Genomic DNA, 13,840 nt, shown 5'->3' on the forward strand with positions numbered 1-13,840 from the left:
ATCGCAACCATGTCCCTCGCGCTTCACAGCATCAGCGGCGTGCTCACCAGCATCCCGAGCCCCGACGTCAGCTACTTCGATCTCGGGCCGGTGCGCATCCATTTCTACGCGCTCTGCATCATCGCCGGCATCATCGTCGCCACGCTGATGACGAACCACCGCCTCACCAAGCGCGGTGCCGAGCCGTGGGTGGTCATCGACATCGCGATCCTGGCCGTGCCGCTCGCGATCATCGGAGCGCGCATCTTCCACGTGCTGACGCACCCGAACTTCTACTTCGGCGAGGGCAAGAACACCTGGAACCCCTTCGAGCCCGGCTCGGTGTGGGCCATCTGGGAGGGCGGCATCGCCATCTTCGGCGCGCTCATCGGCGGCGCGGTCGGCGCCTACCTCGGCTGCCGGTGGACCGGCATCCGGTTCTGGACCTTCGCCGACGCCCTCGCCCCCGGCCTCCTGCTCGCCCAGGCCATGGGCCGGTTCGGCAACTGGTTCAACCACGAGCTGTTCGGTCTGCCCACCGACCTGCCGTGGGGCCTGGAGATCGAATCCGACAACGCCGCGTTCCCCCCTGGGCTGGCCGAGGGGACCCTGTTCCACCCCACCTTCCTGTACGAGGTGATCTGGAACACGCTCGGCGTGCTGTTCATCCTGTGGATCGGGCACCGCCTGAAGCTCCAGTGGGGCAAGCAGTTCGCCGTGTACCTCATCTGGTACAGCGCCGGACGCATCCTCTGGGAGTCGATCCGCATCGACCCCAGCGAGATCATCCTGGGGCTGCGCAGCAACGTGTGGGCTGCGATCCTCGGTGTGGTCGTCGGCATCGTCATCATCATCGTCCAGACCCGTCGCCACCCCGGTGTCGAGCCGAGCCCTTACGTCCCCGGCCGGGCGCGGAAGGACGCGGACGCTGTTGTACAATCGCAGAACGATCTCGATGACTTCGTCGACGTGAGCGAGCCTCCCGCCGAAGTCACCGTCGGAGCCACCGCCACAAGCACTGCTCCCCAGAGCGAGGCCAGCTCCCGATAAGCGCCTCACTCTTCGAGTGAGGAATCCACTGAACGAGCGGGCCGACGGCGTCCCCGGTGTCAACTGATTACCAGAGGGCGGTAACAGATGTACTTCCAGCCTCCTTACGGTGCCTCCGGCGCCTACCCTCCGAAGCAGGGCATGTACAACCCGGCGTTCGAGAAGGATGCCTGCGGCCTTGCCATGGTCGCCACCCTGCGGGGTACCGCAGGACACGACATCATCACGCTCGCGCTTCAGGCGTTGCGCAACCTCGAGCACCGCGGTGCGATCGGCTCCGACGCCGGCACCGGTGACGGCGCGGGCATCCTCACACAGATGCCGGACGCATTCCTGCGCGAGGTCACCGCCTTCGACCTGCCCGATGCCGGCGAATACGCCGCCGGGCTCGCGTTCCTCCCGCTGCAGGCCTCTGAGCGCCGCAGCCAGAAGGCCGGCGTCGAACGGATCGCCCGCGAAGAGGGCCTCGAGGTCCTCGGGTGGCGAGTGGTCCCAAGCGCCAACGAGAATCTCGGCAAGCTCGCCGACGAGGCCCGCCCCGCGTTCGAGCAGCTCTTCGTCGCATCCGGTGCGGGTGAGCGGCTCTCCGGCGTCGCGCTCGACCGGGTCGCCTACCGGCTGCGCAAGCGCGCCGGTCACGAACTCGGCGCCTACTTCGTCACGCTGTCCAGCCGGACGCTCGGGTACAAGGGCATGGTCACCACGCTCCAGCTCGAGCCGTTCTACCCCGACCTGCAGGACGAGCGCTTCGCGTCCGAGCTCGCCGTCGTGCACTCCCGCTACTCGACGAACACGTTCCCGTCCTGGCCGCTCGCGCAGCCGCTGCGCATGCTCGCCCACAACGGCGAGATCAACACCGTCGGCGGCAACCGCAACTGGATGCGGGCCCGTCAGTCGCAGCTCGAGTCCGAGCTGCTCGGCGACATCCGCCCGCTCCTGCCCATCTGCACTCCCGGCGCCAGCGACTCGGCCTCGTTCGACGAGGTGCTCGAGCTCCTGACGCTCACCGGGCGCAGCCTGCCCCACGCCATCATGATGATGGTTCCCGAGGCGTACGAGAAGCAGACCGACCTGTCGCCCGAACTGCGCGCCTTCTACGAGTACCACTCGAACCAGATGGAGCCGTGGGACGGCCCTGCCGCCCTGATCTTCACGGACGGCACCCTGGTCGGTGCGACCCTCGACCGCAACGGCCTGCGTCCGGGGCGCTGGACCGAGACGACGGACGGGCTCGTCGTCATCGGCTCCGAGACCGGTGTGCTCGAGTTCGAGCCGGAGCGCATCAAGCGCCGCGGGCGCCTGCAGCCGGGCAAGATGTTCCTCGTCGACACCGCCGAGCGCCGCATCGTCGAGGACGACGAGATCAAGAGCGAGCTGGCGCACCTGCACCCGTGGCAGGAGTGGCTCGACGACGGTGCGGTCCGCCTCGCCGACCTCCCGGAGCGCGAGCACATCGTGCACCCGCCGGCATCCATCACGCGCCGTCAGCGCACCTTCGGCTACACCGAGGAGGAGGTGCGGCTGCTGCTGACCCCGATGGGTCAGACCGGCACCGAGCCGCTGGGCGCCATGGGCTCCGACACCCCGATCGCGGTACTCAGCGAGCGGCCGAGGCTGCTCTTCGACTACTTCACGCAGCAGTTCGCGCAGGTCACCAACCCGCCGCTGGACTCGATCCGCGAAGAGGTCGTCACGAGCCTGCGGTCCTCGCTCGGCCCGGAGCGCAATCTCCTCGCCTGGGGGCCGGAGCACACCCGCACGGTGGCTGTCGACTTCCCGGTGATCGACAACGACGAGCTCGCGAAGATCCGCCACATCGACAAGGCGCTGCCCGGTCGTTCGGCCGTGACGGTGAACGGCCTCTACCACTTCGACGCCGGCGCGCACTCGATGCAGGAGCGTCTCGAGGAGATGTGCGAGGAGGTGGATGCCGCGATCGAGGACGGAGCGGAGTTCATCATCCTCTCCGACCGCGACTCGAACAAGGACCTCGTCCCGATCCCGTCGCTGCTCATGGTCTCGGCCATCCACCACCACCTGATCCGTCGCGAGAACCGCATGAAGGTGGGTCTGCTCGTCGAGGCCGGCGATGTGCGAGAGGTCCACCACGTGGCGACGCTCATCGGCTACGGTGCCTCGGCCGTCAATCCGTACCTGGCGATGGAGACCGTCGAGCACCTCGTGCGCACCGGGTTCATCACCGGTGTCACTCCCGAGAAGGCCGTCCGCAACCTCATCTATGCGCTCGGCAAGGGCGTGCTGAAGATCATGTCGAAGATGGGCATCTCCACGGTGTCGTCCTACGCCGGCGCCCAGGTGTTCGAGGCGATCGGCCTCAGCCAGGAGTTCGTCGACGCCTACTTCACCGGCACCGAGACCAAGCTCGGTGGCATCGGCATCGAGCACGTCTACGCCGAGAACCAGGCGCGTCACGACTACGCCTACCCCGAGGATGCCGCTGCCCGTGCCCACGAACGCCTGTGGACCGGCGGGGAGTACCAGTGGCGCCGGGACGGCTCGCCGCACCTGTTCAACCCGGAGACGGTGTTCCGTCTGCAGCACTCCACGCGGACACGCCGCTACGACATCTTCCGCGAGTACACCCGCCTCGTCGACGATCAGGCAGCCGAGCTGAAGACCCTGCGCGGTCTGTTCTCGTTGCGCACCGGCACCCGCCCCGCCGTCCCGCTCGACGAGGTCGAGCCGGTCAGCGAGATCGTCAAGCGGTTCTCGACGGGCGCGATGAGCTACGGATCGATCTCGCGCGAAGCGCATGAGACGCTGGCCATCGCGATGAACCGCATCGGCGGCAAGTCGAACACGGGCGAGGGCGGCGAGGACGTCGACCGCCTCATGGACCCCGAGCGCCGCAGCTCGATCAAGCAGGTGGCCTCGGGCCGCTTCGGCGTCACGAGCCTGTACCTCACCGAGGCGGACGACATCCAGATCAAACTCGCCCAGGGCGCCAAGCCCGGTGAGGGCGGCCAGCTGCCCCCGACCAAGGTGTACCCGTGGGTGGCGCGCACGCGCCACGCGACGGCCGGCGTCGGGCTCATCTCGCCGCCCCCGCACCACGACATCTACTCGATCGAAGACCTCAAGCAGCTCATCTTCGACCTCAAACGCGCGAACCCCAACGCGCGCATCCACACCAAGCTCGTCAGCCAGTCGGGCATCGGTGCGGTCTCCGCGGGCGTCGCGAAGGCGCTCAGCGACGTCATCCTCGTCTCCGGCCACGACGGCGGCACCGGCGCGAGCCCGATGAACTCGCTCAAGCACGCAGGGACGCCGTGGGAGCTGGGGCTCGCCGAGACGCAGCAGACGCTCATGCTCAACGGCATGCGGGACCGCGTCGTCGTGCAGGTGGACGGACAGCTCAAAACCGGCCGCGACGTCATCATCGGCGCCCTGCTCGGGGCCGAGGAGTTCGGTTTCGCCACGGCACCGCTCGTCGTCAGCGGCTGCATCATGATGCGGGTCTGCCACCTCGACACCTGCCCGGTCGGCGTCGCGACGCAGAACCCCGCCCTGCGCGAGCGCTTCACCGGCAAGCCCGAGTTCGTCGTGAACTTCATGGAGTTCATCGCTGAAGAGGTCAGGGAGCTGCTCTCCGAGCTCGGCTTCCGCTCCCTCGACGAGATCATCGGCCGCGCCGACCTCATCGAGGCGGATGCCGCGATCGAGCACTGGAAGGCCGACGGCCTCGACCTCGCCCCGATCCTCGAGGGCCCCGAGTTCCCGGCATCCGAGCCGCGTCGCCACGGCCGCGATCAGGATCACGAGCTCGACGAGCACTTCGACGTGCAGCTCATCGCGATGGCGAAGGATGCGCTGGAAGACAGGGCTCCCGTCGTCATCGAGCTGCCGATCCGCAACACCGAACGCGCGGTCGGAACCATGCTCGGACACGAGGTCACGTCGCGCTTCGGCGCAGGCGGACTCGCCCGCGAGACCATCGACGTCATCCTGCACGGCACCGCGGGGCAGTCGCTCGGCGCTTTCCTCCCCGCCGGCATCATGCTGCGCCTGGAGGGCGACGCCAACGACTACGTCGGCAAGGGCCTCTCCGGCGGCGACATCGTCGTGCGGCCGGCCCGCGGCGCGAGCATCGCACCGCACGAGAACGTCATTGCAGGCAACGTGATCGGCTACGGCGCCACCTCCGGATCGATGTTTATCTCGGGCGTCGTCGGCGAGCGGTTCCTCGTCCGCAACTCCGGCGCGACAGCGGTCGTCGAGGGCGTGGGCGACCACGCGCTCGAGTACATGACCGGCGGGCTGGCGGTGATCCTGGGTTCGACAGGTCGCAACTTCGGCGCCGGGATGTCGGGCGGGATCGCCTATGTGCACGGACTGTCGGAGGACAAGGTCAACCAGCAGTCCCGCGACAGCGGAGAGCTGCGCCTCGAGAGTCTCGACCGCGCCGACCTCGAAGTGCTGCGAAGCCTGCTCGCCGAGCACGTCGAGCGCACGGATTCGCCGCTCGCAGCCCGGATGCTGGCCGATTTCGAGACCGTCGCATCCGAGTTCGTCAAGGTGCTGCCGCGCGACTTCGCGGCCGTGCAGACCATGCGCCAGGAGGCAGAGGCCTCCGGCATCGACCCGGACGGCGAGACCGTCTGGAACCGCATCCTGGAGGTGACCGGTGGCTGATCCCAAGGGCTTTCTCAAGGTGACCGAGCGCGAGCTGCCCGCTCGCCGCCCCGTGCCCGTCCGCATCATGGACTGGAAAGAGGTCTACGAGCCGGGTGACAAGAACGTACTGCGCCGTCAGGCGGGCCGGTGCATGGACTGCGGCGTGCCGTTCTGCCATCAGGGCTGCCCGCTGGGCAACCTCATCCCGGAGTGGAACGACTTGACCTGGCGCGGCGCGGACCGCTCGGCGATCGAGCGCCTGCACGCCACGAACAACTTCCCGGAGTTCACTGGGCGTCTGTGCCCCGCACCCTGCGAGAGCGCGTGCGTGCTGGGGATCAATCAGCCGGCTGTGACGATCAAGCAGGTCGAGGTCTCGATCATCGACGAGGCGTTCGCGCAGGGCTGGGTCGAGGCGCACCCCCCGGAGCGCCTGACGGGCAAGACCGTCGCCGTCGTCGGATCGGGACCTGCCGGGCTTGCCGCCGCACAGCAGCTCACCCGCGCCGGTCACACGGTCGCCGTGTTCGAGCGCGATGACCGCATCGGCGGTCTGCTGCGCTACGGCATCCCGGACTTCAAGATGGAGAAGCGCCACGTCGAAGCGCGCCTGCGGCAGATGCAGGAGGAGGGCACGCGCTTCCGCGCCGGCGTCGAGATCGGCAAGGACATCAGCTGGACAGACCTCCGTGCCCGCTACGACGCCGTCGTGCTCGCCACCGGTGCGACCGTGCCGCGCGATCTGTCGGTCCCGGGCCGCGAGCTCGACGGGGTGCATTTCGCGATGGAGTATCTCGTGGAGTCGAACAAGGTCGCGGCCGGAGACGCCGTGGCCAACCAGATCACGGCCGAGGGCAAGCACGTCATCGTCATCGGCGGCGGCGACACCGGTGCCGACTGCATCGGCACCGCCCACCGCCAGGGCGCGCTGAGCGTGACCAACCTCGCGATCGGCAAGCAGCCCGGCTCCGAGCGCCCCGAGCACCAGCCGTGGCCGATGATGCCGACCGTGTTCGAGGTGCAGTCCGCGCACGAGGAGGGCGGAGAGCGCCAGTACCTGGCATCCACCGTCGAGTTCCTCTCGAACGACGCCGGCGAGGTCCGCGCCCTGCGCGTGGCGGAGACCGAGTACGTCGACGGGCGCCGTGTTCCCAAGAGCGGAACCGAGCGCGAGATCCCCGCTGACCTCGTGCTCATCGCGATGGGCTTCACCGGGCCTGAGACCGCATCGTTCACGGACGACACCCGGCCCGAGACCACCGATCGCGGTGCGTTCGAACGCGACGGAGCCTACGCGTCGTCCGTTCCCGGCGTATTCGTCGCGGGCGATGCGGGGCGCGGTCAGTCGCTGATCGTGTGGGCCATCGCAGAAGGCCGTGCCGCCGCAGCCGGCGTCGACGAGTACCTCATGGGCAGCACCGTGCTGCCTTCGCCTGTCACGCCCTCGGATGTCGCAATCGGTCTGCAGCCCGCGTAGGCTGGCGAAGGCACCGTCGCCGCATGATTCCCCCCACCTCTTCACCCTGGAGAAGCTTTTGAGACGCGCGAAAATCGTCGCCACACTGGGCCCCGCAACATCGAGCTATGAGAAAGTCCGAGCGATCATCGAGGCGGGGGTAGACGTCGCACGTCTGAACCTCAGCCACGGCGACTACTCCGTCCACGACGCCAACTACGCCAACGTCCGCCGCGCCGCCGACGACGCCGGGCGCGCGGTCGCAGTCCTCGTCGATCTGCAGGGACCGAAGATCCGCCTCGGCAAGTTCGAGGCGGGCCCGTACGAACTCGCCGAGGGCGACATCTTCAAGATCACCACCGAGGACATCATCGGCAACCGCGAGATCTGCGGGACGACCTTCAAGGGGTTGCCGCAGGATGTCGAGCCCGGCGACTTCCTCCTCATCGACGACGGCAAGGTCCGCGTCGAGGTCGTCGAGACCGACGGCACGGTCGTCACCACGCGCGTCGTCGTCGCCGGCGCCGTCTCGAACAACAAGGGCATCAACCTGCCCGGAGTCGCCGTGAACGTTCCGGCGCTCAGCGAGAAGGATGAAGCCGACCTCCGCTGGGGTCTGCGCACCGGCGCCGACATCATCGCGCTGTCGTTCGTGCGCAACGCCTCGGACGTGACTCGCGTGCACGAGATCATGGCCGAAGAGGGCGTCAAGGTGCCTGTCATCGCCAAGATCGAGAAGCCGCAGGCCGTCGACGCGCTCGAGGAGATCGTCGACGCGTTCGACGGCATCATGGTCGCGCGCGGCGACCTGGGCGTCGAGCTTCCGCTGGAGGCCGTGCCGATCGTGCAGAAGCGCGCGATCGAGGAGGCGCGTCGCATGGCCAAGCCCGTGATCGTCGCCACGCAGATGCTCGAGTCGATGATCTCCAGCCCCGTGCCGACGCGCGCGGAGACCTCAGACGTCGCCAACGCCGTGCTCGACGGCGCCGACGCCGTCATGCTCTCCGGAGAGACGAGCGTGGGGGCGTACCCGATCGTGGTCGTCGAGACCATGGCGCGGATCATCGACTCCACCGAGGAACACGGTCTGGAGCGGATCCCGCCGATGACCACCAAGCCGCGCACGCAGGGCGGAGCGATCACACTCGCCGCCCTGGAGGTCGCCGAATTCGTTGAAGCGAAGTTCCTCTGCGTGTTCACGCAGTCGGGCGACTCCGCTCGCCGCCTGTCGCGCCTGCGCTCGCGCATCCCGATGATCGCGTTCACACCGGAGCCCACGATCCAGCGCCGCATGGCCCTGACCTGGGGCATCCGCTCGACGCTCGTCGAGATGGTTCAGCACACCGACCTCATGTACCACCAGGTCGACGAGTACCTGCTCGGCAACGGCATGGCCGTCGAGGGCGACCGCGTCGTGGTGATCTCCGGATCGCCTCCCGGGATCATCGGCTCCACCAACGACATCCGCGTCCACAAGGTCGGGGATGCCGTCAACGGAGCAGCGCCGATCTACAAAGCCGGAGCGTAAGCGCCGCGCGAGGAAGGACCGTCCCGCCGGGGCGGTCCTTCCTCGTCACATCCACTTCTGACGTTTGAAGATCACGTACAGGACCAGAGCGAAGGCGAGCATCGCCCCGACGGCGAGCGGATAGCCGAACGCCCAGTGCAGTTCGGGCATGTTGTCGAAGTTCATGCCGTAGATCGCGCCGATCAGCGTCGGGGCGAACAGGATCGCCGCCCAGCCGGAGATCTTCTTCATGTCCTCGTTCTGCCGCTGCGCCACGAGGGTGGAGTTGACGGTCAGGATCTGCGCGAGCGAGTCGCGGAGCTCGCCGACGCGGGTGTGCACTCTGCTGAGATGGTCGGCCACGTCCTGCAGATAGGTGCGCAGCGGGTCGGGGATGTCATACCGGTGGAAGCCGCCACGGAGCGCTGCGAGCACATCTGCAAGACCCGACGTCGCCTGCTGGAGGTCGATGATCTCCTGGCTGAGCCGGTAGATCCGCTCGGTGACCGAGGCCTCGCCGCCGAACACCTGGCGCTCGATCTGCTCGCGATCGATCGCGAGTCCGCGGATGACGGGGGCGTAGCCGTCGACGATCGCGTCGAGGAGCCGATAGACGATCGACTCCGGGGCGTGCTGGAGAAGCCGCGCGTCTTCGAGCAGCGTTCTGTCGCCGCGATCTGCGGCGCCAGAGGCGTCGTCGGCGTCGAGGCCGTCGATCCACCGGCCGTCCTGACAGAACACGGCGATCGCCCTGGGCCGGACGAGGATGTGGAACTCCGCGAAGTCGACGTCCTCCGCGTCGTCGACGTACCAGGCGGAGCGGACGACGAGGAACAGCGCGTCTTCGTACCGCTCGAGCTTCGGGCGCTGGCCAGCGTGCAGCAGATCCTCGACGAGCAGCGGATGCAGCTCCCAGGCGCTGGCCAGTTCGGCGACGTCCTCCGGGGTCGGCTTCGGATACAGCAGGAGCGCCGTGCGGTTCTCGTCCGCTTCGGTGAAGGCCAGGGCGTCCTCGACGCTCGTCTCGGGCGGGGCCACGACGAGATGCCCGTCGTCGATGTACCGGATGCGCCGGGTGGACACCGAGTCCGGCTCCGTCCCCGTCCCGGCTCGGCGCCGGAACACGCCGGAGCGACGGGAGTGCGATTCCTCGCGGGACGGCTGCGCCATGACAGCTCCTCTCGGTGCAGACGGATCTGCGCAGAAGGGCCGCCCGGTGATGGACGGCCCTTCTGCGTGTGCCGGCGGTGGGACTCGAACCCACACGTCCTTTCGGACAAAGCATTTTGAGTGCTCCGCGTCTACCATTCCGCCACGCCGGCGCGGATGTCGCGTCTTCGACTTTAGCGCAGCGCTGCGCGCTCGCCCGCACGCTCCCGGGTGGATGCTACGAGTACGGAGCATGCCGTCCCCTAGAATGGGAATCGTGACCGAAGAACAGCCTGAGCAGCCCACGGCAACCGCCCCGCGACGCGTGGTCGTCGCCGAAGACGAGTCGCTGATCCGCCTCGACATCGTCGAGATCCTCCGCGACAACGGGTTCGACGTGGTCGGTGAAGCCGGTGACGGCGAGACCGCTGTGGCGCTGGCCACCGAGTTGCGCCCCGACCTCGTCATCATGGACGTGAAGATGCCGCAGCTCGACGGCATCAGCGCGGCCGAGCGTCTGCACAAGGCCAACATCGCCCCGGTCGTGCTGCTCACCGCCTTCAGCCAGAAGGAGCTCGTCGAGCGGGCCAGCGAAGCCGGCGCCCTGGCCTACGTCGTCAAGCCCTTCACCCCGAACGATCTCCTTCCCGCGATCGAGATCGCCCTGGCCCGTCACGAGCAGATCATCACGCTCGAGGCCGAGGTCGCCGACATGGTCGAGCGCTTCGAGACCCGCAAGCTCGTCGATCGCGCCAAGGGCCTGCTCAACGAGAAGATGGGGCTCAGCGAGCCCGAGGCATTCCGCTGGATCCAGAAGGCATCCATGGACCGTCGCCTGACCATGCAGGATGTCGCCAAGGCGATCATCGAGCAGCTCGCACCGAAGAAGTCCTGACGGAGCGCGTCCGTCGCATCGAGGACCTGTCTCAGCCCTGAGGCAGGTCCTTGATCATGTTCGTGATGCGCACGGTCGAGCAGCGGCGACCCTGATCGTCGGTCACGACGATCTCGTGCACCATCATGCTGCGCCCCAGGTGGATGGGCGTGCACACGCCCGTGACGATCCCGGACGTCGCCGAACGGGTGTGCGTCGCGTTGATGTCCACGCCGACGGCGAGCTTGCCGGGGCCGGCGGCGAGGTTCGCCGACATCGATCCCAGCGACTCGCCGAGCACGACGTAGGCGCCGCCGTGGAGCAGACCGACCGGCTGCGTGTTGCCCTCGACCGGCATGGTCGCGACACTGCGCTCGATCGTGAACTCCGTGAACTCGATGCTCATCTTCTCCGCGAGGGCGCCCATACCGCGCTGCGTGGCCCACTCCAGCCCGGTCATCTGGGTATCGGTCACGGGTCCTCCTCGGCGGGTGTCTGCCGTCCTCGTTAGGCTGTCAGAGTGACGGACTCCGCAAAGCCTACCCTCATGGTCGTCGACGGCCACTCGCTCGCGTACCGCGCCTTCTTCGCGCTCCCGGTCGAGAACTTCACGACCAAGGACAACCAGCACACGAACGCGATCTACGGGTTCCTGTCGATGCTCGTGAACCTCATCAAGGCCGAGCAGCCGACGCACATGGCGATCGCCTTCGACACGTCGCGGCATTCGTTCCGCACCGACGAGTACCCCGAGTACAAGGCGACCCGATCCGAGACGCCGCCGGAGTTCAAGGGCCAGATCCCGCTGCTGCAGGACTGCCTCGCCGCGATGTCGATCCCGGTGCTGACCAAGGAGGGTGTCGAGGCCGACGACATCCTCGCCACGCTCGCCAAGCAGGGCTCCGAGCAGGGCTTCGACGTGCTCGTCGTCTCGGGCGACCGCGACACGATCCAGCTCGTGAACGACGAGGTCACGCTGCTGTACCCGTCGGTGCAGGGCGTTTCGCAGCTCAAGCGCTACGACCCGGTCACCGTGCAGGAGCGCTACGGCGTACGGCCGGAGCAGTATCCCGACATCGCCGCCCTGGTGGGCGAGACGAGCGACAATCTCCCCGGTGTTCCGAAGGTGGGGGAGAAGACCGCGGTCAAGTGGCTCACCCAGTTCGGGTCCCTCGATGAGCTCCTCGAGCGGTCTGGCGAGATCAAGGGGGTCGTCGGCGGCAATCTGCGCGACCACATCGACGACGTCCGCCGCAACCGCAAGCTGAACCGGCTCCTCGACGACGTCGAGCTGCCGGTGGGGCCCGCCGAGCTCGCCGTGGTCCCGGCCGACGTCCAGGCCATCCGCGACATCTTCGCCCGGCTCGAGTTCCGCACGCTGCTGCCGCGGGTGTTCGACGCCGTCGGCACAGGGGAGGACCCGGCCGATTCCGAACCGGCCGTCGAACTGCCCGCCCCGGTGGAGAGCACGGTCGCCGATGTCGTCTCCTGGTTGGATGCCCAGGAGGGCGAGGTGGCCGTCTCCATCGTCGTGCGCGGTGGTTCCCCGACCCGCGTCGGCTTCGCCGGGCTCACCGAGCTCCGCGAGACCGGCTGGTCGGAGGAGGCAGCTGCCGCTCTGCGCCCGTGGTTCGAGTCCGACGCGCCCAAGGTGTTCAACGATGCCAAGCCGCAGGTCAAGGCTCTCCTGCGCGCCGGCATCCGCATCGGCGGTCTCGCCTACGACACCCTGCTCGCCGGCTGGCTGCTGCGCCCGAGCCTGCCCGACAAGACGCTCTCGCACCTCGTCGACCGCTACCTGGGCGAGAAGATGCCGGTCGCCGATCCGACCCAGCTCGTGCCCGAGACGGACGGCGCGACCCCCGCGCAGGAGGCGTGGTTCACGCTCCGCGCCGCCGCGGCGCTGCGCGAGGATCTGCCCGATTCCGTGGCATCCGTCCTCGTCGACATCGAGCTGCCGACGCTGCTGACCCTCGCCGACATGGAACTCGCCGGCGTTGCGGTGTCGCACGACGTTCTCTCGACCTTCTCCGCCGAACTCGGAGCACGCACGGACGGACTCGCGGCCGAGGCGTTCGCGCTCGTCGGGCGCGAGTTCAACCTCGGGTCGCCGAAGCAGCTGCAGGAGGTGCTCTTCGAAGATCTGCAGCTCCCCAAGACCCGCAAGACCAAGACCGGCTACTCCACGGATGCCGCGGTGCTCGCCGATCTGCAGGAGAGCCACCCGCATCCCTTCCTCGATCTGCTCCTCCAGCACCGCGAGGCGACGAAGCTCCGTCAGATCATCGAGTCGCTCGACAGTGCGATCGGCAAGAACGGCATGGCTCCGGACGACGCCCGCATCCATACCACCTACGTGCAGACGGGCAGCCAGACCGGGCGCCTGTCCAGTACCGACCCGAACCTGCAGAACATCCCGGTGCGCACGGAGGAGTCCCGCCGCATCCGCAGCGCATTCGAGGTCGGCGAGGGCTACGAGACCCTGCTGACGGCCGACTACTCACAGATCGAGATGCGGATCATGGCGCACCTCTCCGGTGATGAGGGCCTGATCGAGGCGTTCAACAGCGGTGAGGATCTGCACCGGTTCGTGGGAGCGCGCGTGTTCGGCGTGGAACCGTCCGATGTCACTTCGGCCATGCGCACCAAGGTCAAGGCGATGTCCTACGGCCTGGTCTACGGGCTCTCCGCATTCGGTCTCTCCAAGCAGCTGCGCATCGAGCAGTCCGAGGCCAAGCAGCTCATGGTCGAGTACTTCGCCCGGTTCGGTGCGGTGCGCGACTACCTGCGCGCCTCGGTGATGAAGGCGAAGGAAGACGGGTACACCGAGACGATCTTCGGTCGCCGTCGTCCGTTCCCCGACCTGACGAGCCCCAACCGGGTGCTGCGCGAGAACGCCGAGCGCGCCGCGCTCAACGCCCCGATCCAGGGGAGTGCGGCCGACGTGATGAAGATCGCGCTGTTCCGGATCCACTCGGACCTCCGCGCTGCCGACCTGCGCTCGAGGGTGCTTCTGCAGATCCACGACGAACTCGTCGTCGAGGTCGCCCCCGGCGAATGGGATGCCGCCGAACAGATCGTCCGCACGCAGATGGCGGGCGCCGCCGAGCTGTCGGTGCCGCTGGATGTCCAGGTGGGCCGCGGGCGCGACTGGAACGAGGCCGCTCACTAGCGCCTCCGGCGCACGCCG

At 68.0% G+C, this 13,840-nt stretch carries 8 protein-coding genes and 1 tRNA gene; 6 read left to right on the forward strand and 3 right to left on the reverse strand.

Annotation, left to right across the window (positions count from 1 at the left end; all coding sequences use genetic code 11):
- The first annotated feature begins 9 nt into the window (after positions 1-9).
- From lgt to pyk, 4 genes are all read left to right on the forward strand, one after another.
- A complete protein-coding gene (gene lgt / locus KEC56_RS05675; protein ID WP_227530197.1) occupies positions 10-1,029 on the forward strand; it encodes a prolipoprotein diacylglyceryl transferase in 1,020 nt (339 codons plus the stop codon).
- 87 nt (positions 1,030-1,116) lie between these two features.
- Positions 1,117-5,682 carry a glutamate synthase large subunit gene (gltB, locus tag KEC56_RS05680; RefSeq protein WP_227530198.1) on the forward strand — a complete coding sequence of 1,522 codons (4,566 nt, stop codon included), beginning with the start codon at positions 1,117-1,119 and terminating at the stop codon, positions 5,680-5,682.
- A complete protein-coding gene (locus KEC56_RS05685; protein ID WP_175986303.1) occupies positions 5,675-7,141 on the forward strand; it encodes a glutamate synthase subunit beta in 1,467 nt (488 codons plus the stop codon). Before gltB ends, KEC56_RS05685 begins: the two co-directional genes overlap by 8 nt.
- Positions 7,142-7,199: 58 nt before the next feature.
- Positions 7,200-8,648, forward strand: a complete 1,449-nt coding sequence (gene pyk / locus KEC56_RS05690; protein ID WP_175986306.1) for a pyruvate kinase — start codon at positions 7,200-7,202, stop codon at positions 8,646-8,648.
- A gap of 45 nt (positions 8,649-8,693) precedes the next feature.
- Here pyk and KEC56_RS05695 read toward each other — a convergent pair whose 3' ends face one another.
- Positions 8,694-9,797 carry a magnesium and cobalt transport protein CorA gene (locus KEC56_RS05695; protein WP_227530199.1) on the reverse strand — a complete coding sequence of 368 codons (1,104 nt, stop codon included), beginning with the start codon at positions 9,795-9,797 and terminating at the stop codon, positions 8,694-8,696.
- Between the two features lie 69 nt (positions 9,798-9,866).
- Positions 9,867-9,949: transfer RNA gene (locus tag KEC56_RS05700), tRNA-Leu, on the reverse strand.
- Between the two features lie 95 nt (positions 9,950-10,044).
- Between KEC56_RS05700 and KEC56_RS05705 the strand changes: the two genes are divergently transcribed.
- Entirely contained in the window at positions 10,045-10,671 is a 627-nt protein-coding gene (locus tag KEC56_RS05705) for an ANTAR domain-containing response regulator (protein ID WP_175986310.1), read from the forward strand.
- A gap of 31 nt (positions 10,672-10,702) precedes the next feature.
- On the opposite strand, the gene KEC56_RS05710 is transcribed toward KEC56_RS05705, so the two are convergent.
- Positions 10,703-11,110 (reverse strand): hotdog fold thioesterase, encoded by a 408-nt coding sequence (locus KEC56_RS05710; protein ID WP_227530697.1) that lies wholly within the window; start codon positions 11,108-11,110, stop codon positions 10,703-10,705.
- Positions 11,111-11,170: 60 nt separating this feature from the next.
- Here KEC56_RS05710 and polA point away from each other — a divergent pair, with 60 nt between their 5' ends.
- Positions 11,171-13,822 (forward strand): DNA polymerase I, encoded by a 2,652-nt coding sequence (gene polA / locus KEC56_RS05715; protein ID WP_227530200.1) that lies wholly within the window; start codon positions 11,171-11,173, stop codon positions 13,820-13,822.
- Positions 13,823-13,840 lie beyond the last annotated feature (18 nt).

It is taken from the genome of Microbacterium tenebrionis (assembly GCF_020682665.1).
Classification (GTDB): domain Bacteria; phylum Actinomycetota; class Actinomycetes; order Actinomycetales; family Microbacteriaceae; genus Microbacterium; species Microbacterium tenebrionis.